Origin of the sequence: Pseudovibrio sp. WM33 (genome assembly GCF_001623165.1) — a bacterium.
GTDB lineage: Bacteria > Pseudomonadota > Alphaproteobacteria > Rhizobiales > Stappiaceae > Pseudovibrio.
Genome location: NZ_LMCK01000110.1, coordinates 105,582 through 130,954 on the forward strand (window position 1 = coordinate 105,582; position 25,373 = coordinate 130,954).

Consider the following 25,373-nt stretch of genomic DNA (forward strand, 5'->3'; position numbering starts at 1 on the left):
CTCATCGTGTCAAGATCACGCCGGCGTCGCTGTCCCATGACAGCCAGACCTGATCTTCCCAAGTGATCGGTCTTTCAACCAGCCGTGCTGTATTGGCAACAATCGCTCGCAGCGTCTCTGTCTCAGCTACTTTGATATGATAGATGGACACGTCGCCCATGTAGGCGATATCCCAGACTTCTCCTTGAATGGCATTGGTACCCAAGCGCTCTGGTTTATCGAAGGAGATACGCATCTTTTCCGGGCGGATGGCTAGAGCAGCATGATCCCCTACATTTGCAGAGGTTGGATAGCACACATCCAAATGGCTACCCAGAACAGATGAGAACATCTTGACGTCCTCAAGTTCCTTATTGGTGACTTGCCCGTCCAGTACGTTGATGTCACCAATGAATTCCGCCACAAATCGGGAGTTGGGTTGCTCGTAGATTTCTCCCGGTGTCGCATTTTGAAGGATCTTGCCCTTATCCATAACCGAGATGCGATCTGCCACGGTCATCGCTTCTTCCTGATCATGGGTCACGATCAGGAACGTCATCCGCAGCTGTTCTTGCAGATTGATCAGTTCCAGCTGGGTTTCCTCACGAAGCTTCTTATCGAGCGCAGCAAGAGGTTCATCGAGGAGGAGCACTTTGGGGCGTTTGGCGAGGGATCTCGCGAGTGCAACACGTTGGCGCTGACCACCGGACAACTGGTGCGGCTTGCGTTTGGCAAATCCTTCCAGCTTGACCAGACTAAGCATCTCCATGACACTGCTTTTGATCTCCCTGGAAGGCAATCCGTCCATTTCCAAGCCAAAGGCGATGTTCTTTTCGACGTTCATGTGCGGGAAGAGCGCGTAGGACTGGAACATCATGTTGACCGGGCGCTTATATGGCGGCACGCCGGCGAGGTCTCGCCCTTCCAGAAAAATCTGACCTTCAGATGGAGCTTCAAACCCTGCAAGCATTCTCATCAAAGTGGTTTTACCGCACCCAGACCCGCCCAGCAGAGCATGGAACTCACGCTTGTAGATTTTGAGAGAAAGGTTATCTACGGCAACAAAAGTGCCAAAACGCTTGGTGATATTCCGAAATTCAATAAAAGGCTGCTCGCTCGGGTCGTCCCAAGGTGAAAATGTACGACGTACGGGGCCAAGCGGTTTCTTCGCCAATACTCCAATCCTTTTCAATGGCCTGCTTGGTCAACGGTTCAAGGTAGGATTGCATCTCACAGAGCAACCCTACGCTTGCAGGCCTATGGTTTTTAGTGACCGGTTTTGACAGTTGTGAAGGTTCGGTTCATCAAGCGCTGTGCTTTGAGCGGCTTGGCACCGATGGTGTAGAGGCGCTGTTTCACCTCATCTGTGGGGTAGATATTTGGATTTGAAGTCACTTCTTCATCCACCAAAACTGTCGCGTCTTTGTTGCCGTTGGCGTAGTAGACATAATCCGACATTTTGGCGATCACTTCCGGGCGCATCAGGTAGTTGATGAACTCGTGCGCTTCTTCAACGTGCTCTGCATCAGCGGGAACTGCGATCTGGTCAAACCACATCTGTGCTCCTTCGTTCGGCAGGATGTAGGTGACCTCAACGCCCTTGTCAGCCTCTGCAGCTCGGTCTGCTGCCTGCAGCACATCGCCAGACCAGCCGTAAGCCAAGCAGATGTCACCGTTGGCAAGGCCGTTTACAAACTCAGAATTATGGAATTTGCGAATGTAAGGGCGGATCGTTTCCAGAAGTTCGCCAGCCGCTCGAATGTCTTTCGGATTGTTGGAATCTGGGTTTAGACTCAGGTAATGCAACGCAGCCGGGAACATTTCATCCGGCTCATCCATCACATATACACCACACCCTGCGATTTTTGAGAGCTCTTCAACGTCAAACAACAAATCCCAACTGCCGATTGGAGCATCCGGATTGAGTGCACGCACCTTTTCCTCATTTACCCCATAACCAGAGGTGCCCCACATATAGTTGACGGAGAACTCATTGCCTGGATCGAACACTTTAATACGCTCTTGCAGAAGCAGATCCATATGCTTGAGATTTGGAAGTTTGTCTTTATCGAGCTTTTGATAGACGCCAGCCTGAATCTGACGCTGCAGGAAGGTGGCACTTGGAACAACGACGTCGTAACCAGTTTTACCAGTCAGTAGCTTTGTTTCTAAAACCTCATTAGAATCAAAGGTATCATAGTTCACTGTGATCCCTGTTTCCTTCTCGAAGTCTTTGAGAACCTGCGCATCAACATAGTCGGACCAATTGTAGATATTTACAATGCGATCCTTAGCGTTGGCGGCAGACAGAGAGAGAGCCAGCGCTGCTGCTCCTGATAGCAAAATTACAGTTTTCATTCTCAAATACTCCAATCTCAAATACAGGGGCTCAAAGCACCTTTACGAAGCGAACCTCTGCATACAGCCGCCATGGTATATCCTTCTAGTGGCAGATTAATTTCGGCCTACATTCCAACCCAATATTTTAGGAATGCCGTAGGTTGGTTGGGTGCCTCAGGTCCTCTCAACACTATCAGGGTTTCTAGTGTGCAGCCTTAACCCGTGTCCAGAAGCTGCTGGCTAGAATCAAAGGTTTTATTGAGAACAATGATTCCGACTTTAATCTCAGAAGCACTAGAAACTTCTTCATCACTGCCGTCTGGTCAACGGTCCGTTATCTGAAGTGTCTTCAACTGTGCTGGGAACCTGAAAGAAGCCACAGAGTGTCATCAGACATTGTTGGCTCTTGTTCATCATTTTAAATTCAGAAAGCAACCAGTTCTCAATGCTATAGGCTGGCTTTGCTCACCAGGTCCTCACCTTGAGTAAGTATTGTAATTACGCTCACGACTGACGTAATTAAACATTCGGAATAATTAAAGAGAGGGTACAATTAAACTTCCATAATACAACATAGTTTCCGACTTGAGCTGACCTCTGCTAGACTACTATCCCAACCAGAAGCAAGCTGGATCTTGTAGCAGCCGCAAAGAGCTGAATTACTTTTCATGAGTGAAACGCTGCCACGAACATTTGGTAGCAAACCCAATTGGAAGTCCTATGAGTTCTGAAATTAATCCGGATGATGAAGCGGCGCTTAATATGCGCGGTGTGAGCGACCTTGAAGAAGCCCGCACCTGGCTGCAAGCCCGGAACATTGGAGATATTGAGTGTGTTGTACCTGACGTTGCCGGGGTACCACGCGGCAAGATGATGCCGACAAACAAGTTTTTCAGTAGCAACACGCTGACAATGCCCTCCTCTATTTTCGCCCAGACTATTTCTGGCGATTACCCTGAGGATGATGATCGGTTTCAATATAATCCGACGGATGGCGATCTTTATTTCAAGCCCGATTATTCAACGCTGACCATTGTCCCTTGGGAGACTGACCCAACAGCTCAACTCCTGCATGATGCTTTTACCAAGGATGGGAAGCCCTTCCCGATTGCTCCGCGTAATGTTCTAAAGCGCGTTCTTGAGCTTTATGATGCTGAGGGCTGGCAACCAATTATCGCCCCTGAGGTGGAATTCTATCTGGTTAAGCCCAATACCGATCCCGATTATCCGCTGGAGCCTCCAGTTGGTCGTTCTGGTCGCCCTGAAGTTGGCAGGCAGTCTTATTCAATCTCCGCTCTTAATGAGTTCGACGAGTTGATTGACGACATCTATGATCTTTCTGAGGCTCAGGGACTGGAGATCGACACCCTTATTCATGAAGAGGGTGCTGCTCAGATGGAAATCAACTTAAGACACGGTCACCCTCTGGAGCTGGCGGATCAGGCGTTTATGTTCAAACGCACCATCCGCGAGGCCGCGTTGCGCCATAACATTTACGCCACCTTCATGGCCAAGGCGATGTCCTCTCAGCCAGGGTCATCTATGCATATTCATCAGTCTATCCTTGACCGGGAGACAGGACAAAACATCTTCAACAGTGCAGAGAACGAGGCAACGCCTGCCTTCTATCATTTTATTGGTGGGCATCAGCGTTACATGCCCGCTTTAATGCCGATTATGGCGCCTTATGTGAACTCCTACCGCCGTTTCGCGCGGGATAGTGGGTCTCCGACCAACCTGTTCTGGGGCTACGACAACCGCACTGTGGGGCTTCGTGTTCCTAGTTCGTCTCCGGATGCGCGACGGTTAGAAAATCGGGTGCCGGGGTCTGATGCCAATCCGTATCTCGTTATCGCTTCCAGCCTTGCCGCCGGATACCTGGGTATCAAGAAAAGGATTGAGCCTGATAAGCCGAGAGACACCGACAACAGTGAGGTGATGAGCAAACTCCCGCGTACATTGCTTCATGCCGTTGATGAGTTTGAAGCAGACGATGATTTGCTGGAGATTTTCGGCGAACAGTTTGTTGCCACATATCGAGCCATCAAACTTGAAGAGTACGAGACCTTTATGTCCGTTATCAGCGCCTGGGAACGAGAATACCTGCTGATGAACGTTTGATTCCCACTGGATGAGGTGTGACTTTCACGCGAAACTGTGGATACCACACCCCTTAGTTGAGTGTATTATGTCCAGCAATTTTAACTTTCATAATATTCACTAGAGCCAGTCACAGCATAGTTCCTAAGAGATACTTCCAGGAAACTTAATTTAAACCGATTTATATTTCGAATTTAACTAATTACAAATACATATGCGGATCGAATTTTCGTCAAAACATCACAAAAATGTGAGATTATACGAAATTATACTTACATATTTTTGAATTCACTGGGTATTTAATTTCAGAATTCCTAGTCTATCATGCAATTTTTGATTTTATTTAATTTTATCACAACTTTATGTCTAATTTTAAATACATTTCAAATGTTGTTTATTACAAACCATATTCGAGGCTATTGATGGCGGTTAATAGGTTGCAAACGCAATTTAAATCGCATTTGCTGGTTTTTGAGGACATCACATGCCAGATCAGAAAAAGAGCATTCTTCTCGTTGAAGATGCCAATTTCTTTGCTCGCGTAACTGAAAGCGAGATTGAGCGTGCGGGGCATTATCATGTCACGACAGCGAAAACGTATGCTCAGGCAAAAACTATTTTAGAAGAAGGTAAGGTAAAGCCATTCCTTGCTCTTGTTGATCTGACGCTTCCAGATGCGCCGGATGGTGAGGTTGTAGATCTCACTATCGACGCCGGACTACCGACAATCGTGTTCTCGGGGCGTTTTGATCAGGGTACCCGACGATCAATTCTGAAGAAGGGGATTGTAGATTACGTCCTCAAAGATTCTCCTGCGAGCCTTGGTTACCTTGGTGAGCTGGTCAACCGTGTCGATAGGAACCTCAGCACCAAAGTATTGATCGTGGACGATTCCTCACATGCACTGGCGTTGTTAAAGAAGCGGCTTCAGCTCTATTGCCTTCAAGTGATCACGGCTACTTCCGGTGAAGAAGCGTTGGAAACACTCAAGCAAAACCCTGATATCAAGCTGCTGATTATTGATCATTTACTGCCGGGAGCGACTGGCTTTGAAGTCATGACGCAGATCCGACGGAGACATAGCTTCAGTACTTTGGCAGTCATTGGAATCTCGGCAACAGATGACCCAGCCCTTACTGCGAAGTTTCTGAAATCCGGTGCTAACGACTTCCTGAACAAGGCGTGCACACCTGAGGAACTGATGTTGCGGGTTTCGCAGAACCTCAATCAGTTGGACCGCATAAGTGAACTGACCGAGATGGCGCATCGTGACCCGATGACAGGCCTGTTTAACCGTCGCCACCTCTACAACGTCGTCGATAAACTTCATAAAGACCAGATGCTTGCTGGCAAGGAGATGCGATATGCCATGATCGACATTGATCGCTTTAAGCAGATCAATGACAAGTTTGGCCATGAAACCGGAGACAACCTGATTATCTCTGTCGCGCATCGCATTTCGGATCTCCTGCCGCCAAGAAGCGTCGCCATTCGAATTGGCGGAGACGAGTTCTGCGTTGCACTGCCCGATATTGATGAACCAACATCCAAGCAGTTTCTCTCTGAGCTTAGAAGTTCTATGCCAGTCACAGATCCCGGTAATGATGAGCATACGTTTGCACCGACGATCAGCGTCGGCCTTTCAGCGGGCACTGAGAACTCACTGGCGAGCGCTCTCAGGGTTGCGGACCGTTGCCTGTACAGAGCCAAGAAATCTGGCCGCAACCGCATTGTAACGTCTTCTGCAACCACTCTTGATGCCATGTAGTCTGGCGGCACTTCTGCCGTCAGATTGTCCTACCTCCGTCGACTTCCAAAGCTACACCGGTGATAAACTGAGCTTCATCTGAAGCAAGCCAGAGTGCTGCGTTTGCAATGTCTTCTGGTTTGGAGAAGCGCCCCAGAGGGATGCTGTCACGAAACTGCTGGCGCTTTTCTGGGGTGTCTTCTCCCATGAAGAGTTCCAGCATGCCGGTTTCTCCGGCCACTGGACATAAAGCGTTGACGCGAATGTTTTGAGGAGCAAGCTCTACCGCCATGGATTTGGTCGCTGTGATGACCCAGCCCTTGGAAGCGTTGTACCAAGTGAGCCCGGGACGAGGACGAATACCCGCCGTGGACGCGGTGTTGATAATGACACCACCGCCCTGCTTTTCCAACTCAGGCAAAGCTTCAAGCGTTGTCAGATAGATGGCTTTGGCATTCACCTCTAGAATGCGGTCAAAGTTGTTTTCATCTACCTGTGCTAAAGGGCAGTTGCGGTGAGTGTAGCCAGCGTTGTTGACGACGACATCCAGCCGCCCAGTTTTCTCAATTGCATAAGCAACCATCGCTTTCACATCGGAACGCACGGTGACGTCTGTCTCAATAGCATGTGCTGTGTCCCCGATTGCGTCTGCAAGATTTCTTGCTGCAACTCCATCGAGGTCAGCGATGATGACCGCTGCCCCTTCTTGTGCATATTTTTGAGCGATGCCTTCTCCAAAACCAGCTGCACCACCCGTGATTATCGCGGTTTTTCCTTCCAATCGTCCTGACACGCTTTTCCTCCCCACGTGTGAAAGTCCGCCTTAAGCGTGACTGACAACAATGGTCTTCAGAACAGAGAATTCTTTAAGTGCTTCAAAGCCTTTTTCCCTGCCGTGACCAGATTTCTTGACCCCACCAAATGGCAGTTCAACTCCTCCACCTGCACCGTAGGTGTTTACAAAGACCTGACCAGAGTGGATGGCTTTGGCAACACGCGTTGCTCTTGCGATGTCTTTGGTCCAAATGCCAGCCACGAGCCCGTAGGGAGTGCCATTGGCAATGCGAATTGCTTCTTCTTCCGTCCGAAACGGAATGAGTGAAAGAACCGGGCCAAAAACTTCATCCAGAGCAAGTGGGTGATCTGTTGGAACCGGACCATAGACTTTTGCTGTGGTGTAATAGCCTTCTGTCGGCGCATCCGGAGCGATTGTACCCTCCCCAATCAACGGAATGCCGTCTGTTTCCGCCTGCTCACAGAAAGCGTTTACACGGCGGAGTTGGCTTGTGTTAATCAGTGGGCCGAGATCCCGGTTATCCTTGTATTGGCCTGAGACAGTGCTTCTAAAAGCGGTTCTGAGTGTATCAACTGTCTCTTCCCAACGACTTTGATGCACCAGAACACGAGATCCGGCAGAACAGGTTTGACCGCTATTCTTCAAAATGCAGTCCTGAATGACAGGTAGTGCTTTATTCAGATCAGCATCTTCGAAGATAATTTGCGGAGACTTGCCGCCAAGCTCCAATGTACACCCGATGTGATTGCGCGCGGCTGCGGATTGGATCAGTGTCCCCACATCTGGCGATCCTGTAAAAGTGATGAAATCTACCTCAGGATTGTAGGAGAGCGCAGCTCCAGCCTCTTCTCCTAAACCTGTCAAAACGTTGAGTGTTCCAGCTGGAAAACCAGCTTCAACTGCAAGATTGGCTGTTTCAATAATGGATAAGCAGGCATCTTCGGAGGGCTTGACGACCAGTGTATTGCCCATGGCTAACGCTGCTCCTGCAACGCGCGCGAAGATTTGCATGGGGTAATTCCATGGCACGATGGAGGCAACGACGCCATGCGGCTCGCGAACTGTCATTGCGAGATAATCAACCGCAATCGGTAGCGTCTCACCCGTGATTTTGTCAGCCGCTCCACCATAAAACCGGAAGTACTGGGCGGCAGCATCGATGTCATCGTAGCCCTGGCTTAAGGGTTTACCGGTGTCACGTGCCTCAAGCTCTGCCAGATGGTCCCGGTTTTGCGAAATCAACTCCGCGAGCTTTAATAAACGCTCTCCGCGTTGCCCTGCAGATAGCGAAGCCCATTCCGTTGAGATGAGCGCTGTTCTTGCAGAAGAAACCGCTTTCCCGACATCAGATGCAGTACACCGAGGAATCGTTGCGTATGGCAAGCCCGTGCTTGGGCAGATCATATCAATGGTTTCTCCAGAGGACGCATCACACTGTAAGCCATTGATAATTGATTGGTATTTTTTAAAATTATGAGAATTTAGTGTCGCGCTAAACTCTGTCATACCGCCCCCCTCGGATGATAAGCTTTGTGCTGGTCATCCAAACGCTAGATCATGTAAGAGGGCGGCGCAATTCTCTTCTTGGGGGAGTTTTACTGGGTTTCTGTTGGTGTCAAATCTGTTACCGAGCTCTTTACTCCATAAAACTGATTGTGCCACAGCTCTGCATATATCCCGTCTTTCGCCAGTAATTCCGCATGCGTTCCTGCTTCAACAATCTGCCCTTTGTCCATCACAATCAGACGGTCCATTCTGGCAACTGTGGTCAGGCGATGGGCGATAGCGAGGGTGGTTTTGTCCTTCATCACATCATTCAGGATCTCCTGAATATCCGCATCCAGCTTGGTATCCAACGCCGAGGTTGCTTCATCCAGTATCAGGATTGGTGGATTTTTCAGGAACACACGGGCCAATGCAATCCGTTGGCGCTGCCCACCGGATAGTTTGATGCCACGCTCACCTACGAATGCCTCAAAGCCTTTTCGGCCTTTGTTGTCTTCCAGTGCCTCGATGAACTCCAACGCATGCGCTCGGCGGGCAGCTTCACGAACATCTTTCATCTCGACATCATCTTTTCCAAGCGAGATGTTGTCGAAAATAGACCTATGAAACAACGAGGTGTCCTGTGTCACCAATCCGATTTCGACACGTAGAGACTCCTGCGTGACACTTCGCAGATCCTGATGATCAATGGTGATAGCTCCACCTTCAACGTCGTACATGCGCAGCAGCAGATTCACGACTGTTGATTTGCCTGCACCTGAGTGACCAACGATACCAACCTTCTCACCGGGTTGGATGATGAAATTCAGATCTTTCACAATCGCGGTTTGCTGGCCGTAGGCAAAGTCGACATTGTTGAACTCAATGAGGCCCTTCTCATAGCGAAAGTTCTTGGCCTCAGAATCATCAACAAGGCCAAGCGAGTGCTCCATGGTTCTGGCGGTGGATTTAAATGAGCCATAAGAGCGGAAAAGACCGGTTAACTGAGCAAATATTTCCAGCAGTTTGCCTTCCAAGCGAATAGCAAAACCAAGGACGATTGCAACTTCACCCGTTGTGATTGCCTGTTGATGCCACAACGTAAGACTTAGGCCTGTAAATGCAGCAAGACCACATGCTCCGACGAGTGCAACAAGCATCCGCGATGTAACCACTGTGGAGCGAAACCTAACTATTGCCTCTTTGAAACCTCTGAGCTGACTTGTGAAATGGCCAAGCGCACGATCATTACCCTGAAAGAGTTTCACAGTCTGAATGTTGGAGTAAACGTCAACAACAGAACCATTCACGGCATGCGCGATATCTGCTCCTTCTTTTGAAGCATCGCGAATGATTGGCACGCGGATATACGCAAGGACAGCAAACAATCCGATCCAGATAAGCATGACTACCCCAAGATACCAATGCAGCCATGACAAGGCGATCAGGAGCGACCCTGCAAAGAAAAAGTTTGGGATGACAATTCCAATCCCTGCCCAGAACAGTTCTGCAACTTCGCGCCCACCTCCAAAAGTTTTACTGGCAAGGTTTCCCGCAAACTCCTTTTGAAAGAACGTCATGTCCTGATTGAGTAGTCGATCAAAGAACGTGACACGCGATGAGGTGAGAATATTAACGTGAAGTGTCAGTGAAATCAGAACTTCATAAGCAATTGAAAATACTGGCTTTGCAATAAGAAATGCGACCGCAGCAGTCACAATCAGCCACATATTCTGCTGCCAGAACAGCTCTGGTCCACTCGCTTCCATCTGATCAATCAGGAAGCCAACAAATGACAGCAGGAAGACAGTCAGAATGGTTTCGACCAGCACCACCAGCAATAGAACCAGAGTGTGCTTTGGAAAGATGAACACGAGAGAACGCAGTTGTTGCAAATGCGTTTTGCTCTCCCATTCCATATGATTTTTGGCAAATGGGTCAACATGATTGGTTGCCCACTCATAAAGCGCATTCAGCACGATCTGCTCCGGGAGACAAAAAGAGAACACTTAGACTATCGTGCGACTCGGCTTGTGAAAACCCAGAAGAATTCATCTACTCAAATTTGAACTCGAGACTGTGTCATTTTGCGCAGGTTCTAGCATTACGCATATTTTATCTTATTAAATTCAATGCATTATCTCTATATTAGATTTTTCTAATTTTATGTATTGTTATTTTAGTATTTTCTAATATATTAATTTCAACTTCAAAAAAGGATTAGCCCAATGCGTTATCTTTCTAATTTAGGTGAGCGGTATTCTCCTCTGTACTTTTTGTCCGCCGTTGGTGCAGGTGGCTTGGCAATTAGCTTCTTTATGTACCTGATGTGGATGACACCACATAAGGGATCTCCTATCGCCAACGTTACCTCTTTGACTGAGGCCTTCAACAACGGTTCCATCGCTATGCAGGCGCTGATTGTTGTCGCCGCGGTTGGTATTATCTTCTTCTCAGTGTTGCACTTTCGCTTGCTGTTCTGGAATTTTTCCGAGTACGGAAAGTGGAAGCAAACCAAGGTTTTTGAAGGCTTTAAAAACTCCAACGCGGAAAGCCAACTGATGACTATTCCACTGGCTCTTGCCATGACAGTCAATGTCAGCTTCATCGCGGGTGCGGTGTTTGTGCCAGGCCTTTGGAGCATTCGCGAAATCCTGTTCCCCTTCTCCCTGCTGGCATTTGCAGCTATCGGAGTGTTGGGCTTCCGCATCTATCTGGACTTCATCTCCCGTGTCCTGACAGAGGGTGGATATGAGTGCGCAAAGAACAACAGCCTCGGTCAGATGATCTCCGTGTTCGCATTTGCCATGATTGGCGTTGGCTTCTCTGCTCCGGCAGCTATGAGTCAAACCAAGGTGATTGCGGCAATCGGCATTGCTGGTAGTGCCCTGTTCATCGGTGCAGCGATTGTGATGGGGACAATCAAACTGATCCTCGGCTTCCGTTCTATGATGGAACACAAGGCTGCGGGTGAGACCACACCAACACTCTGGATCATCATCCCATTCCTGACCGTTGTTGGCATTGCAATCTACCGCATAAAAATGAGCCTTGCACATAACTTCGATGCACCGGTAACTGCTGGCGGTATCTATGTTTTCCTGATCAGCCTGTTCGCAATCCAGATCCTGTTCGGTCTGATCGGCTGGGCAGTCATGAAGCGGGTTGGCTACTATGACCGCTGGATTGCTGGTCCGGACAAGTCTCCAGGTTCTTACGCGCTGGTTTGCCCTGGTGTTGCACTGTTCGTCTTCGGTAATTTCGTGATCAATGCGGGTCTTGTGAAGCTCGGTGTTCTTGGCTCCATGTCCATCGCCTACTTCGCGCTGTACGCCCCGCTGATTGTAATCCAGATCGCAACAGTCTGGCTGTTCCTTAAACTCAACGGAAAGATGCTTTCAGCGTCCAACCAGTTGCAGGTTCAACCCGCGGAATAAGAAAAAGGCGGGTGTTTGACCCGCCTTTTCTCATTGAGTTTGAGTATCTTGCTCTAAAATCAAATCGGACGTCGCGCCCATGGTCTCGTACCAGCGGGCGCTTCTTTTCGCGCAAAGACTGGCTGCGTATAGGCGGTGACCTCATTGAGGTTGCCGGACTCCAAATCAGCGCGTAGACGTGGGTTGTCCAGCGCGAAACTGTTGATGCCGACGCGGAGCATGAAGCCGATCTGATCGAGAATGAACGGACCAACTGCACGGATCTCGCCACCATAGCGCAATCCATCTCTCAGGATGCGGGCAGCAGAGAAACCTCGGCCATCTGCGAAGCTTGGGAAGTCCACTGCGATGAGTTCCAGCGCCTCAAGATGATCAGCCAGCTTTTCCGCTTTTTCACCAGCACGAAGAACAACACCCAAAGTCAGGTTTGTCTGCTTAAGCTGTTGTTCTTCTGCCAGAAAACGCTCCAGAGAGAAGATAAACTTACCCTCGGCTGGCAGGGCTTCATCCTCTGCGATATAGGCCCAGTCATCAGCAACGATCTCGTCGTTCTTGAAGATCTCAGTGGTCTTTTTGAGTTCTGTTGTCATTTGAACCTCAGATGCTTTGGGCTGCGCCGCCCTTGGACGCACTTGAGAAATGAATTCCACATTCAGTTTTGTCCTGACCGCGCCAACGGCCTGAGCGTGGGTCTTCGCCCGGAGCAACCTTGTCTGTGCAAGGCATACACCCGATGGAGGGATACCCTTCTGCGACCAGCGGATGTGGTGGCAGGCTATTATCCTTTGCGTATTGAAGGACTTCGGCAGCGGTCCAGTTGGCCAGTGGGTTCACTTTGATGCAGCCTTCTTCGACCTCAAAATGCTCCAGACTGGCTCGAGTGTCAGCCTGATGGCGTTTGCGGCCTGAGATCCAAGCTTCGAAACCACCAAGTGCTTTTGCGAGTGGAACTACTTTGCGGATGTGACAGCACGCGTCCGTATCAGAGGCCCAGAGAGCGCCCTTTGGGTCTTTCTCAGCAAGGTCTTCTGGTTCAGGCGTGATGACACGCACGTTCAAAAGCCCAAGTTGCTCAACCAGTTCGTCACGATAGCGCTTTGTTTCGCCAAACAGTTTGCCGGTGTCGACAAACAGGACTGGCGTACGCACGTCGATCTGAGAGACCATGCGCAGCAGCACGGAGCTGTCCGCGCCGAATGAGGACACCAGAGCGATCTCTCCAGAGAATTGCTCTGTGAGCGCATGCTGCAGGATGTCCTTAGCATCGCGCTCGGAATACATCCGGTTCAGCAGCTTCACCTGCGCCTCCAAAGAGGCCTTATGTGATTGACTATGCTCCATAAAGAGCGTCCTTAAATGGCTGATCACCCAAGCGGCGATAGGCGTCGATGAAGCTTTCGTCCTCATCCAGGCGGTTCGCCAAATAGGTATCGACAACAGTCTCAACGGCATCAGTGATCTCTGCTTCCGGGAAGCCGCGACCGATGATTTTGCCGATGGATGTGTTCTGATCTGCAGAACCACCCAGTGTAATTTGATAGAGCTCTTCGCCTTTGCGGTCTACGCCCAAAATGCCGATGTGGCCGACGTGGTGGTGACCACAGGCGTTGATGCAGCCGGAGATTTTCAGTTTCAGGTCGCCAATTTCATTCTGACGCTTAACCTCTTCAAACCGCTTGGAAATTTCCTGAGCGATTGGGATAGAGCGAGCATTTGCCAGCGCGCAATAGTCCAGACCCGGGCAAGCGATCATGTCGGTGATCAGGCCAGCGTTTGAATCTGCGAGCTCGTTTGCCTTCAGGATCTTGTAGACAGTGGGGACATCTTGCAGCTTCACGTGTGGCAGAACGAGGTTCTGTTCATGTGTGACGCGCAGCTCATCATGTCCAAACCGTTGCGCTACATCAGCAATTACGTCCATCTGATCGGCTGTTGCATCCCCCGGCGCTCCGCCAATTGGCTTCAGCGAGATGGTGACAGATGTGTAACCCTCAGCTTTGTGCGCATGCAGGTTGCGGCTGGAGAACAAGGCCAGATCGCGGTCTTCGCGCTTGGCTGCTTCCAGCTCTGTGCTAATCTTTGGCAGGGCTTCAAAAGATGGTGGTGCGAAGTATTCGTTGATGCGAACCACTTCTTCATTTGGCAGGTCAAGGATGCCGTTTTTGGTTGCCTCGAACTCGGCCTCAATATCCTGCTTCAGCTCTTCCAGACCGGTTTCGTGAACCAGAATCTTGATGCGAGCCTTGTACTTGTTATCGCGGCGACCATAGCGATTGTAGACGCGCAGGATCGCCTCACTGTAGGCCAGCAAGTCATTTTCCGGTAGGAAGTCCCGTACTTTACGGCCAACCATTGGTGTGCGGCCCAAGCCACCACCTACGAAGACCACAAAGCCGATTTCCCCGTCTTCATTACGGGTCAGCTGCAGGCCAATATCGTGCACCTGAACGGCAGCGCGGTCCTGTTCAGCACCTGTGATCGCAATCTTGAACTTGCGTGGCAGGAACAGGAATTCCGGATGCAGAGAAGACCATTGGCGCAGGATTTCGGCATAAACGCGTGGGTCTGCGAACTCATCTGCGGCTGCACCTGCGAACTGGTCGGAGGTGACATTGCGGATACAGTTACCGGAGGTCTGGATGGCGTGCATCTCGACGTCGGCAAGTTCATGCAGAATCTGCGGCGTATCAGAGAGCTTTGGCCAGTTGAACTGGACGTTCTGGCGCGTTGTGAAGTGGCCGTAGCCTCTGTCGTAAGTCCTTGCAATATGGGCAAGTTTACGCATCTGGCTGCCGTTAAGCGTGCCGTATGGAATTGCAACGCGCAGCATGTAAGCGTGCAGCTGCAGGTAAAGACCATTCATCAGGCGGAGCGGCTTAAATTCGTCTTCAGTCAGCTCGCCAGACATACGTCGGCGGACCTGATCTTCGAACTGGCTCACGCGCTGATTAACAAAGTCGCGATCAAATTCATCGTAGCGGTACATGGAAACTCCTGAATCTAAAAGGACTTAGGCCGAACGCAGGTGGCGTTCGGCTTGCTTGCCGAGGTCGAGACGAGTGGTTGGTCCTTGGGCGCGAATGCGCTCTTTCAGGCTCTTTGGCTGCAGGTGGCCGTCTTTCAGTTCCAGATCAATCGCGTAGGTGCCGAGAACGTATTGCTTGTCTTCACCGGCTTTTGCGAAATCCAGAGCTGAGGTCATGTCTTCGTCTGTGCCCAGGATCCAGGCTGCCTCAACGAACTCGACCCACTCTCCGTTGTGGCCGAGCCAGACGACATCACCATCGACCAGTCTGTTGGCGGTAATAGTTTTCATCGGGTCTCTCCCTAGGCTGCAACAACAGCCGGTAAACTTGCATATTTAATTGGGCTTAGAGGGAGCGAACGCGACTGATCTGCGTGGGCCACTGCCTTACCGATGATGATAAGTGTGGGTCCGGTGACACTGTCGTGTTGCTCGAAATTACAAAGGTCTTGCAGGGTGCCTGCAAAATTGCGTTCTTTTGTCTGGGCTGCGTTCTCAATTGCCATAACTGGGGTGGATAAATCCAATCCGGATTTCACCAGAAGGCTGGCAACTTTTCCGGCAACGGTACGCCCCATATAAACAGCGGTTGTCGCTCCATTCAGAGCAAGATCCGCCCAGTCCGGGAGGATATCTCCATGCTGGTTATGCCCTGTAGCAAACACCAGCGAGGAGGCAACACCCCGTAATGTCAAAGGTATTTGCGCGCTAGCCGCGGCGGCGAATGCAGCGGTGACACCGGGTACAATCTCAAAATCCACATCATGCTCACGCAGTGCGGCGATCTCTTCTCCAGCGCGGCCAAACACCATTGGGTCCCCTGCTTTCAGGCGGACAACACCTTTGCCGGACTTGGCAGCAGAGACTAATAACTGGTTGATTTGCGTTTGCGTTGAACTGTGCGTTCCTTTGCGTTTTCCTACGCTGATGCGTGTTGCATCGCGGCGCCCCATGGAAACCACGGCATCCGGTACCAATGCATCATAGAAAATAACATCTGCTTCTTGCAGGACACGCTGTGCGCGCAGGGTCAGCAGGTCTTCCGCTCCTGGGCCAGCGCCCACGAGCCAGACATATCCCCGCTGATCCTGCTCACTGTTCAGCAAGCGATGCGCTTCGGTCAGAGCCTTTTGTGTCTCACCAGCAAAAGTGTTCGCAGCTATAGTCCCTGAAAAAAATTCAGCCCAAAAGCGACGACGCGCACTTCCCGAAGGCATCAGCTTACCAACTGTAGCACGGAAGCTGTCTGCCAACCTTGCGAGTTGACCGGCTTCACGTGGTAACAAGGCTTCAACCTGTGCGCGGATGTGGCGGGCATAAACAGGGCCAACACCTGTTGAGGTGATCGCCACGGCAACAGGTGCACGATTGACCATCGCACCGGTGTAAAAATCACAAAGCTCAGGACGGTCCACAGCGTTGACCGGGATGCCCTTCTCACGGGCTGCTTCCACAACTTCGCGATCCGACTCTTCTTCATCGGTGGCAGCAAACACGAGGACTGCGCCATCCAGATAAGCCGGATTGAAAACGCTGAGCATGAAGACACCGTCTGCATCGGCAACGGCTTCAGCCAGAGCTGCACTAGGGCGTTCATGGCTGACAACGCGGATGTGTGCTTTGGTTTGCGCCAGAAGCCTTACCTTTGCAGCAGCTTCATCACCACAGCCAACAACAACAACCATTTTGCCTTCAACCTTGTGAAAGGTCGGAAAGACAGCGAGTTTATTGCTCTCGTCCTGGTGTGTGTTGAAGCTCTCTACCAAAGCCATTGCGCTCTCCAAGCGTTTTGGGATCATTGGGAGCGAGTTTACAGAGTGGAGTTCCTCTAAGCTCGGTATGGCATTCCAAAGCTGGATGACTGCGTAGAAAAGATTTTTTTCATGCGCTCGAACGGAGGAAAGATGCCCTGACCTGAAAAACGGCGCATGTGAAATACCATTCTATATTATCAGCAGATAGAGCCACATAAGACCTAAAAATTACCAAGTCATTTTTTGATTTAGAAAATAAATCTACATATCACTATTACAAGTTCGAACAACAAGCAGCAAAAATGAAAACCCATCAGTTTCGGCCAACGCGCATTTTGAAGAATCTGGTTCTTCGTGTTTCACAAGCTGCTATCACGCGTTTTACGCCGAGTGCCAAACCTATGAAATCTGTCCCGGCCTATCCTACTTAAGTCTTCCAAACAGGATCAGACAGCATAGCCAGCCTTGTCCTTTTCCATTTCGCTCAATATCCAGTCTCGGAACAGCTTTATTTTTCGGTTGTTTTTCTGCGTTTCACGGTAAACAAGCCAAACTGGATTTTCAGCCGTGCACTTTAATGGGAAAGGCTGGATAAGCAGGCCATCACGCAACGCACTTGAATGAAACAACGGTGTCAGAATCGCGACACCATGCCCCGCAATTGCAATATTTCCATCAACCGTTTGCGTGCCCATTTGGGAAACGGGTTGGTTTGAAAAATCGGGGTCTTTCACGCCAGCTGCTTCAAACCAGTTTCTCCACCAAGGATCTCCTGTATCGATAATGGGAAGTTTCAGCAGGTCTTCGGGCTTGTTCACACCGCCAATGCTTTCAGCAAGCCTCGGACTTAACATGGGAGTATATGTAACTTCGGCTAGTTTGAAAGAACATAACCCAGGCCATTTTTTGGGGCTGTTTCTGATTCCTATATCGATATCAGAGGATGCAAAGTCGACAACATCGCCAGAGACTTCCAATTGAACAGCAATTTTGGGGTTCGCCATCTGGAACCCTCCAATACGCAACGAAAGCCAGTTCATGGCAAAGGTGGGAACCACACTTAGTTTCAGTGTTCCATCCTGCGTTCCTTGCACCGCCGAAAAGCCAGCCCGAATAGACTGGAAAGCCTCACTTGCAACTGCCGCAAGTTGCGCACCTGCATCCGTTAAAACAACTTGTCTTCCCACCCGATTGAACAAGGGTTTACCGGTACGATCTTCCAGCACTTTTATCTGATAACTCACCGCTGCTTGCGTCATTCCCAGCTCCTCCGCAGCGCGGGTGAAGTTGGAATGTCTCGCCACCGCTTCAAAGGCGCGAAGAGCGTTGAGTGGAGGTAGACCATTCGGCATTATTAATAAAATCTCCTTATGCTTTGATCCCTACATTCGATTGGACTGCAAATGCAACCTCCGGCATTAATTCCCCAACAACAGCAGGAGAAAAAGCATGGCAGATTTCACCGTAGAAACTCAGAAAATCAAAGTGTCATCAAATTTTTTCAATAGGTTAGATAAAGCATTTAGAGGCATTTTCTTTTCAAAGAAAAGCAGGAGTGAGCGTTTAGATGCACGTGATCTGCCAGCACACTTACAAAAGGATATTGGGGTCAACTTAGAGTCAGAGCCATTTATCAGATGAAGCGATATAAGGTAGTCATATGGTTCTTATTTATGTCTTAGATATCGTTTTAGCTTGGCCCGCTTTGCTTCCGCAGCCTTTTCGATGTCCTCAGCCGAAAAGAGACCTATCTCAATACATCTCTGGATCATATGTGAAAGATCACCAACTTCTGCAGCCAAGAGCTCAGCGTTCGTTTTCTCTTGATCTGGTCCTGTCGCGTTCACTCCAAAACGCAAAATCTTGCTAACCTGCTGCTGCACTTCAGCACATTCCTCCATCAGGACGATCAGCAGCTCGCGTTCTAGGCCGTCAGGAAGGTTATTGGCATCTTGCATGATATTCTCCGACTAACAAATCCAAACCATGCATACAGGTGCATCACCCACCATAATGCGCGCTTACGATGACGCGGACTTCTACCAGGGCGCCTTCGCGGCGAAGGCCAGCGGCCTCAATGGCGGTCCAGGCAGGGTAGGGTTTGGAGAAAAACTCGAGGCGGATGGAGTCGAACAGCTCGAAGTGATCACGCAGGCCTATATGGTAACTGGTCATTTCGACGATGGCATCCATCTCGACATTCGCTTCATGGAGGATGCATTCGATCTTTTTGAAGGTGTTGCGGAACTGGGCTTCAGGGTCTTCCGGCATTTGGCCGCTCATATCCGCGCCTGTCATACCACTCAGGAAGATGTGATTTCCTGAGAAGATGGCTGGTGACATGCTGAGCTGTTCTGAAACGGATTGAAACTCGTGTGGGAGCACTAAACGCTTGACCATGAAATACCTTTCTACAAGTGTCTTCGTTCGAATTCAGATGCACTTCTCATAGTCCACACTTCCCCAGACTGAATAGGCAAGGATCGCTTTGAACGCTACGAAAGGAAAGAAATTAGAGCAAAAACATGCCCGAAGAGACATCTGAAGCAAGGAACTGTTCCACGAGAACAGTGCCCGATCCGGTTTCTATCATTGTGCCATCTGTACTTTGCCACCAGCTGATATTATCGAAGTTGGGCAGATTTAGTTCCTGTAGGTCAATCACATCGTTCCCAGAAACACGAAAGTCTCCGATGCGATCATGCCCGTGATCATTTCCAAACACAAAGGTATCATCACCTTCACCGCCAAGGAGGTAATCATCGCCCCCCGCGCCAATCAGAACATCATTCCCGCCGTATCCACGGAAGGTCTGATCACCGTCATTACCGATGATTGTATCATTGCCGCCAAAGACATCCTCATACTTGCCACCAAAAAAGGTTATGTCCGGGTTCTCAACAAAATCCGGAGAGATATCGAAGTGGCCGCTATAGCTAAAGGCTACATTTCCATCCGGATCTTTTACTGTGATGGATGCTATTGACCCAGAAATCCAAACCGGAAGCTCTGGTGTTTCAAACACATCTTCCCAAACGATATCGCTTCCAGTTAAAGTTATCTCACCATCAAGGACACCGTCGGTGAGGGCTTGGTAAACCACGCCATTTTCATTATAAGAAACGAAACTATCGCCCGGGTAGGGTAGCATCATATGCATGTCATTAAGGTCTACGAAATCCGCAAGGACATTAAAATAATTCATATCTATAACTCAATCACATAGGGGTAACCTAATACGCTTACTTAAGACGCTGCATCACAGACACGTAGTTGGCGACGGCTGCGCCGCCCATGTTGAAGATGCCGCCGAGTTCTGCGCCTTCAACCTGAATGCCGCCAGCGGTGCCTGTGAGCTGCATGGCTGTGAGGGCGTGCATGGAAACACCGGTTGCGCCAATCGGGTGGCCTTTTGCCTTCAGACCGCCAGATGGGTTGACCGGCAGTTTGCCGTCCTTCTGGGTCCAGCCTTCCAGGATGGCTCTTGCGCCCTGACCTTCTGGAACCAGACCCATGGCTTCGTACTCGATCAACTCAGCGATGGTGAAGCAGTCGTGAGTTTCAACGAAGGACAGGTCTTCGATGGTAATGTTGGCCATGGAGAGCGCACGCTTCCAAGCTTCGGTACAGCCTTCGAACTTGAGGATGTCGCGCTTGGACATTGGCAGGAAGTCCTGCGCATGGCCCATGCCGCGGAAGGCAACGGCCTTTTTCGCGGAGAGTGCTGTTGTGGTGTCGGTGAGGACGATGGCTGCTGCGCCATCAGATACAAGTGAGCAGTCTGTGCGCTTCAGCGGGCCAGCTACAAACGGGTTCTTCTCGCTCTCATTGAGGCAGAACTCTACGCCGAGGTCCTTGCGCATCTGTGCGTATGGGTTCTCCACGCCGTTCTTGTGGTTCTTCGCAGCGATGTGGGCCAGCGCTTCGCTCTGGTCGCCGTGCTTTTGGAAATACATGCCTGCGATTTTGCCGAAGACACCAGCGAAACCAGCGGGGGTGTCACCATCTTCTGGCAGGTAAGAAGCTTTCAGAAGGTTCGCGCCGATTTCGCGACCTGGCGTGGTGGTCATCTGCTCAACACCAACGACGAGCACGAACTTGGCGTCGCCTGCCTTGATGGATTTGACGCCCTGATGCACTGCAGCTGAGCCGGTCGCACATGCGTTTTCAACGCGGGTGGTTGGCTTGAAGCGCAGTTTGTCATCTGCCTGAAGCACAAGGCTTGCTGTGAAATCCTGCTGGGAAAAACCTGCATTGAAGTGACCCAGAACGATCTCATCAATGTCTTCAGCGGCGAGACCGGCATCGGCAATCGCTTGCTTGGCAACTTTTGTGACTAGAGTCTCTACAGTCTCATCTGCCAGTTTGCCAAACGGTGTGTGTGCCCAACCAATAATTGCGGCCATTTTCTTCTCCCAAAGAAATTAAAGTGGGTGCCGAAAGTCTCGCCTCAAACCCGGCTCTCAAATGCGCGCAAATCGTTTCACCCCTGCGCGCGAGATGCAATCATACGGAAGTTGTAGTGAACGGGGCTATCCGAGGGACTTTATGCTAGGTTTTGTCGATCTGACAGTCATTTCCACCCAAGCAGGGTGATGGTTGCTGGTTAGCCTTCTGTGCATGAGCAGGGTTAGACTGGCGGTGTGCGATGACTTTCTCATTCATCTCCCCTTATTTGATATTGATGGGTTTCTATTGGGTGAAAACAGTCCTTCATATTGAACGAATTTCGGAATGTGTATGGGGGAGTAAACTCTAGATTATTGCGGATAATCCAAGAGTTTGAGGCCCGATATCTCCACCCAGAGCAAAATCATCGACATTGCAGCAAAGCGAGCCCAGCAAGGAAGGCCAACCGCTGACGAGCGATCTGATGAGGCCCGCATTTCAATGTCCGTTTTCATCATCGCGATGAATGAGGAAGACCGTATCGGACAGACGATTGCCAGCTGCATTCACTGGGCTGATGAGGTCATTGTGATTGACAGCGGATCTACGGACCAAACCGTGACCGTCGCCCAGCGCATGGGGGCACGTGTGCTGCACAATGACTGGAACGGGTATGGCATGCAAAAGCGGTTTGGCGAGGACCAGTGCCGGAATGACTGGATCCTGAACATTGATGCCGACGAGGTGGTCACACCTGCACTGCGTGATGAGATAGTTGGCTTGTTCCAGACCTCTGTTCTTACGCAGAATGATTTTTGGGAGGTGGACATCTGCGATGTGTGGCCTCACGAAAAGACCGCTGCAAAACACGCTTACTCTCATAAGCAAATCCGACTTTACCGCAGGAGTGTAGGTCGTTTTTCTGCCAGCTCGGTGCATGACACGGTTCGTCCGCCCAGCGATGCCAAGATAGGCATGCTGAAGGGGCATATGGACCACCGCAGCATTCCCAGCGTTGCCTTCCACTTTGAGAAGATGAACCGCTATTCCACCATGCAAGTGCATGAGATGCGCGGGCGGGGCCGCAGGATGCCGAAGTCACGGCTGCTCTATGAGTTTCCCGCAGCCTTTCTGAAGGGCTATCTGGTGCGCGGGTACTGCCGATATGGCTGGTGGGGTTTGATTGCCTCAACCAACTACGCGGTCGGGCGATATCTGCGGGTCGCGAAATCCATTGAAGCAGATCTTCTGGAACAGACCCATTCATCTCAGAGGGGGGCGACTGCTGCACGGCAGGATAAGACCTGACCCAGCCTTCCACCCGATGTTCCTGATTTTTCAAAGAAACGAAGCAACACAACAAACGCTTAGCTTCCTTCGCAGCCTCAGCTGGAAGGCAAAAAGAGCTTAAGCAGATAGGTGGCTTATTCAATGGCTGAAAAGCAACAGCAAGATCCCGCCCCTCTTGTCAGCGTGTTAATCCCTGCACGCAATGCCGCAAACACGCTTGGAGAGACACTGAGCAGCCTGTTGGCACAAAGCTTCACAGACTTTGCTGTTGTGTTGGTGGATGATGCCTCCACCGATGAAACCCGGGAAATTGCGGAGCATTTTGCAGGCCATTTTTCGAAGGGCCGGTTTCAGATCCTTGAAGGGCCAGGTCAGGGTATCTCAAACGCGCTTAATACCGGGCTTGCGGTGATTGAGAGCCCATTGGTTGCCCGCCTTGATGCGGATGATCTGTCGGAGTCGCTTCGTCTGGAACGGCAGGTTCGGATTATGAACCGGAACCCTGACTGGCAGTTGTGCGGAACAGAAGTTTCCGTGATTGATGAGGCCGGGCAGATCATAGACCAGATGGAGTGCCCGAAAAGCTCGGTTGAGATCCGCAAGCGCCTCTTTGAGAAGTGCTGCTTGTACCACCCGACCATTATGTTTCGCCGTGATGCTGTGTTGACCCTTGGCGGGTATCGTCCGCATTTTGATGGTGCAGAGGATTATGACCTTTATCTGCGCTTGCTGGAATATGGGAAGATTGGTGCTCTTAACGAGCGGCTTGTTCGGTATCGGCTGCATCCGGGTCAGGTGACGGCACGCAGCGGACGCCCTTACCGGATGGTGGCTGATATGGCGTTGCTATGTGCTGTTGCGCGGTTGCATGATGAAGAGGAACCGAATTTCAGCGAGGATACATTGGCGAATGACGTGGGCCAAGCACTGCGTGCCGAACTTCGGGAACGCGGCTTCTCGCATATCTCGCCAAAGGTGGCGCGGCATATGGCACAGCGGATCAAAAAATCCAAGGCGCGGTTGGAGTACCTGAAGGGACTGCTATTTATTGAGAACGCGAAGGCCCGGAACTACAAGGAAGCAACCAAGGCGTTGTTGATGTGAGGTTTATTTCTCTAACTCGCAGGGATTGCACAGTCCCTGCGGTTGGTGATGAGCTGGAGACAGCCGTTTTCTTTGAGAAGGTGGGATTGCTCAGACGTTAAAGGTGCATCCGTTGGCCTTCACGCTGCTGCATTTCTTGTAAGCTCTCTGCCCTGCAACCAACTCTTTTACTAATAGAAGCGATCGTATTTGCGAACGCGTTTTACTCTGGTTTATGCCATTCAGCGAGTTCTATCGTGATCTTTTCTGGCCCAAACAGGAACACCAGTTTTCTGTCGTTGAACTCCATGACTTCGGAACGGGCTTTGAACCCGGCGGCTTGAAGCTTTGACAATCTGTCCTCCAGATCATCAACCGCGAAACACAGGTGATTGTAGCCTGTTCGGCAGAGGTCTTCGGGGTAAGGCTCGCTGCGAGGCTCTGGGTTGCGGTAGTGTAGCAACTGAATTTCAAACCTTGGGCTATGGCCTTTCAGCACCAGCGTGACGTGCTCTGCTTCCAGATCCGGAATGCCCATGTACTTTGAAAACACGGGACCGGAGATGACGAGAGATTTTTCTTCCTGAAAATCAAGCAGGGCAAAAAAGGAGCGCGCCTCCTCCAGATTGCGGACCGCCACCGTTACATGATCAGGGTGCATTTTGTTGGTCTCCTCGCATGCAGGTACACTCCGAAGCCGACTTACGCCCTCTACCAGCCTCATACCTCGATTGCTTCATTCTGACACGAGCATGTGGTCGATGAGACCCTGTGTATTGTCGGAGCCGCTGACGAAGTCGTCCCACAGGCTCATGAGCATGTCATCATAGTTTTCTGCGATCTGCTGGATGTTGAAGAGACGGAGCACTCTCTCCCGTCCTGCTTCTGCCATCTCCTCACGCAAAGGGCGATTGTCAGCTAGATCGAGTAGCGCTGACGCAATTTCTTTGGGTGCTCTTGGGTTGATCACCTTGCCAGTTTCTCCGACCGCCTCCCACAAGCCGCCTGAATGCGTGGTGATCACCGCTGCACCGCAGCTCATGGCTTCAATCGCGGTGCGGCCAAAACCTTCTGCCACGATGGAGGGCACCACTGCGATGGATGATCTTGCGAGGCGTTTTTGAACATCTGAGGCATTGAGGTTGGTCTCAATTGAGACACTGTCCGCGTGGCTTGAAAGCATCTGCCGGAGAGAGTTTGCTGTTGATTGCTCTCCCTCGTCGGTAACGGCCAGTACCAGATTCAGTTTCCACCCCGTCCGATCCAAACGATCTGCACAGGCAAGCCAAGCCTGCGCCAGGTCGAACACGCCTTTGTCTTCCCTTGCCCGCCCCACATAGATCACAGAGTTTTCTTTGGGGGCTGGGGACCAGAGCTCGCAATCTATGCCATTGGGCACCACCACACTGCGGGCTTTTACACCCGTGAAATTTTCGCAGAAGTTATTGCGGGCATCTTCGCCAACCCAGATGATGCCTGCAAGGCGGTTCATTTTGCGGGTGTACTTCCAGCGTTTGAACGCGCTGTTGCGCTCAAATCTGCCATGCCTGTGCAAGATTACAGGGGTGCCAGGAAAGTCCGTGATGATCTGAAACGCCGTTTCTAGATGCTGATGCACGACGATCAGTTGCGGTCCAAACTCTGACAGCGGATCATAGAACTTTGCGGGCGTCGGCTTTCTACCCGGTTCTGTCACTGCAAAAACATCAACATCTTCAAACAGATCCTCCTCGCCGCCTGCAAAAATACGCAGGTTGCTTTTGTTCTGGCTATGAAGCGCAAGATCATGAGCGCACAGATCTATTGATGTGGCTCGAGACTGGCAAAAATGCATGTTACGCGGCATTACGATTGCAGTTCTCAATGCGGCCCCCACTTTACTGTTTGCATTCAGCAAAGCTTGAAGTGCGGGGACTGTACATTCCTTAGAAGTCTTCCTTCTAATATC

The 25,373-nt window shown here is 50.6% G+C and carries 23 protein-coding genes; 6 read left to right on the forward strand and 17 right to left on the reverse strand.

Translation table 11 applies throughout. The features are described from left to right. Window position 1: 1 nt before the first annotated feature. Both PsWM33_RS19905 and PsWM33_RS19910 read right to left on the reverse strand, forming a co-directional pair. On the reverse strand, window positions 2–1,153 hold the full coding sequence (locus PsWM33_RS19905; protein ID WP_208994655.1) for an ABC transporter ATP-binding protein: 1,152 nt from the start codon (window positions 1,151–1,153) through the stop codon (window positions 2–4). 92 nt (window positions 1,154–1,245) lie between these two features. Further along, window positions 1,246–2,337, reverse strand: a complete 1,092-nt coding sequence (locus PsWM33_RS19910; protein ID WP_063301383.1) for a polyamine ABC transporter substrate-binding protein — start codon at window positions 2,335–2,337, stop codon at window positions 1,246–1,248. Between the two features lie 702 nt (window positions 2,338–3,039). Here PsWM33_RS19910 and PsWM33_RS19915 point away from each other — a divergent pair. Then, a complete protein-coding gene (locus PsWM33_RS19915) occupies window positions 3,040–4,440 on the forward strand; it encodes a glutamine synthetase family protein (protein ID WP_063290786.1) in 1,401 nt (466 codons plus the stop codon). 463 nt (window positions 4,441–4,903) lie between these two features. Further along, window positions 4,904–6,187 (forward strand): diguanylate cyclase, encoded by a 1,284-nt coding sequence (locus PsWM33_RS19920; protein WP_063286882.1) that lies wholly within the window; start codon window positions 4,904–4,906, stop codon window positions 6,185–6,187. A gap of 19 nt (window positions 6,188–6,206) precedes the next feature. On the opposite strand, the gene PsWM33_RS19925 is transcribed toward PsWM33_RS19920, so the two are convergent. From PsWM33_RS19925 to PsWM33_RS19935, 3 genes are all read right to left on the reverse strand, one after another. Next, window positions 6,207–6,959 (reverse strand): SDR family oxidoreductase, encoded by a 753-nt coding sequence (locus PsWM33_RS19925; RefSeq protein WP_063301384.1) that lies wholly within the window; start codon window positions 6,957–6,959, stop codon window positions 6,207–6,209. Window positions 6,960–6,989: 30 nt separating this feature from the next. After that, on the reverse strand, window positions 6,990–8,468 hold the full coding sequence (locus PsWM33_RS19930; RefSeq protein ID WP_063301385.1) for an aldehyde dehydrogenase family protein: 1,479 nt from the start codon (window positions 8,466–8,468) through the stop codon (window positions 6,990–6,992). Between the two features lie 89 nt (window positions 8,469–8,557). Further along, window positions 8,558–10,426 (reverse strand): ABC transporter ATP-binding protein, encoded by a 1,869-nt coding sequence (locus PsWM33_RS19935; RefSeq protein ID WP_208994656.1) that lies wholly within the window; start codon window positions 10,424–10,426, stop codon window positions 8,558–8,560. 249 nt (window positions 10,427–10,675) lie between these two features. Here PsWM33_RS19935 and PsWM33_RS19940 point away from each other — a divergent pair, with 249 nt between their 5' ends. After that, window positions 10,676–11,884, forward strand: a complete 1,209-nt coding sequence (locus PsWM33_RS19940; protein ID WP_063301386.1) for a TsoY family (seleno)protein — start codon at window positions 10,676–10,678, stop codon at window positions 11,882–11,884. Window positions 11,885–11,943: 59 nt separating this feature from the next. Here the strand turns inward: PsWM33_RS19940 and PsWM33_RS19945 are convergent, their stop codons facing one another. From PsWM33_RS19945 to PsWM33_RS19970, 6 genes are all read right to left on the reverse strand, one after another. Further along, window positions 11,944–12,474, reverse strand: coding sequence for a DUF934 domain-containing protein (locus PsWM33_RS19945; protein WP_057460987.1), 531 nt, complete (start codon window positions 12,472–12,474; stop codon window positions 11,944–11,946). 7 nt (window positions 12,475–12,481) lie between these two features. After that, the gene (locus PsWM33_RS19950; RefSeq protein ID WP_063301387.1) at window positions 12,482–13,225 is read right to left on the reverse strand and encodes a phosphoadenylyl-sulfate reductase; all 744 of its coding nucleotides are present in this window, start codon (window positions 13,223–13,225) and stop codon (window positions 12,482–12,484) included. Beyond that, window positions 13,215–14,870, reverse strand: a complete 1,656-nt coding sequence (locus PsWM33_RS19955; protein ID WP_063301388.1) for a nitrite/sulfite reductase — start codon at window positions 14,868–14,870, stop codon at window positions 13,215–13,217. Before PsWM33_RS19955 ends, PsWM33_RS19950 begins: the two co-directional genes overlap by 11 nt. Window positions 14,871–14,894: 24 nt before the next feature. Continuing rightward, window positions 14,895–15,200, reverse strand: coding sequence for a DUF2849 domain-containing protein (locus tag PsWM33_RS19960; RefSeq protein WP_063301389.1), 306 nt, complete (start codon window positions 15,198–15,200; stop codon window positions 14,895–14,897). An 11-nt stretch (window positions 15,201–15,211) separates the two neighbouring features. Beyond that, on the reverse strand, window positions 15,212–16,681 hold the full coding sequence (cysG, locus tag PsWM33_RS19965) for a siroheme synthase CysG (protein WP_208994657.1): 1,470 nt from the start codon (window positions 16,679–16,681) through the stop codon (window positions 15,212–15,214). Window positions 16,682–17,109: 428 nt separating this feature from the next. After that, a complete protein-coding gene (locus PsWM33_RS19970; RefSeq protein ID WP_063301391.1) occupies window positions 17,110–18,015 on the reverse strand; it encodes a LysR substrate-binding domain-containing protein in 906 nt (301 codons plus the stop codon). Between the two features lie 97 nt (window positions 18,016–18,112). Here PsWM33_RS19970 and PsWM33_RS19975 point away from each other — a divergent pair, with 97 nt between their 5' ends. Continuing rightward, the gene (locus PsWM33_RS19975; protein WP_063301392.1) at window positions 18,113–18,304 is read left to right on the forward strand and encodes a hypothetical protein; all 192 of its coding nucleotides are present in this window, start codon (window positions 18,113–18,115) and stop codon (window positions 18,302–18,304) included. A 26-nt stretch (window positions 18,305–18,330) separates the two neighbouring features. Here PsWM33_RS19975 and PsWM33_RS19980 read toward each other — a convergent pair whose 3' ends face one another. The 4 genes from PsWM33_RS19980 to PsWM33_RS19995 form a co-directional block, all read right to left on the reverse strand. Continuing rightward, the gene (locus tag PsWM33_RS19980) at window positions 18,331–18,621 is read right to left on the reverse strand and encodes a hypothetical protein (protein ID WP_063301393.1); all 291 of its coding nucleotides are present in this window, start codon (window positions 18,619–18,621) and stop codon (window positions 18,331–18,333) included. 43 nt (window positions 18,622–18,664) lie between these two features. Beyond that, a complete protein-coding gene (locus tag PsWM33_RS19985; protein WP_063301394.1) occupies window positions 18,665–19,063 on the reverse strand; it encodes a RidA family protein in 399 nt (132 codons plus the stop codon). Between the two features lie 112 nt (window positions 19,064–19,175). Further along, window positions 19,176–19,868, reverse strand: a complete 693-nt coding sequence (locus tag PsWM33_RS19990; protein ID WP_063301395.1) for a hypothetical protein — start codon at window positions 19,866–19,868, stop codon at window positions 19,176–19,178. Between the two features lie 37 nt (window positions 19,869–19,905). Continuing rightward, window positions 19,906–21,069, reverse strand: a complete 1,164-nt coding sequence (locus PsWM33_RS19995) for an acetyl-CoA acetyltransferase (RefSeq protein WP_063301396.1) — start codon at window positions 21,067–21,069, stop codon at window positions 19,906–19,908. A 376-nt stretch (window positions 21,070–21,445) separates the two neighbouring features. On the opposite strand from PsWM33_RS19995, the gene PsWM33_RS20000 reads away from it, so the two are divergent. Together PsWM33_RS20000 and PsWM33_RS20005 are read left to right on the forward strand one after the other, a co-directional pair. Beyond that, on the forward strand, window positions 21,446–22,360 hold the full coding sequence (locus tag PsWM33_RS20000) for a glycosyltransferase family 2 protein (RefSeq protein ID WP_063301397.1): 915 nt from the start codon (window positions 21,446–21,448) through the stop codon (window positions 22,358–22,360). Window positions 22,361–22,483: 123 nt separating this feature from the next. Beyond that, window positions 22,484–23,446, forward strand: coding sequence for a glycosyltransferase family 2 protein (locus PsWM33_RS20005; RefSeq protein WP_063295238.1), 963 nt, complete (start codon window positions 22,484–22,486; stop codon window positions 23,444–23,446). Window positions 23,447–23,648: 202 nt separating this feature from the next. Here PsWM33_RS20005 and PsWM33_RS20010 read toward each other — a convergent pair whose 3' ends face one another. Both PsWM33_RS20010 and PsWM33_RS20015 read right to left on the reverse strand, forming a co-directional pair. Then, window positions 23,649–24,086: a VOC family protein gene (locus tag PsWM33_RS20010; RefSeq protein ID WP_063301398.1), complete on the reverse strand. Its 438-nt coding sequence runs from the start codon at window positions 24,084–24,086 to the stop codon at window positions 23,649–23,651. A 75-nt stretch (window positions 24,087–24,161) separates the two neighbouring features. Beyond that, window positions 24,162–25,289 (reverse strand): glycosyltransferase family 4 protein, encoded by a 1,128-nt coding sequence (locus PsWM33_RS20015; protein WP_208986459.1) that lies wholly within the window; start codon window positions 25,287–25,289, stop codon window positions 24,162–24,164. Window positions 25,290–25,373 lie beyond the last annotated feature (84 nt).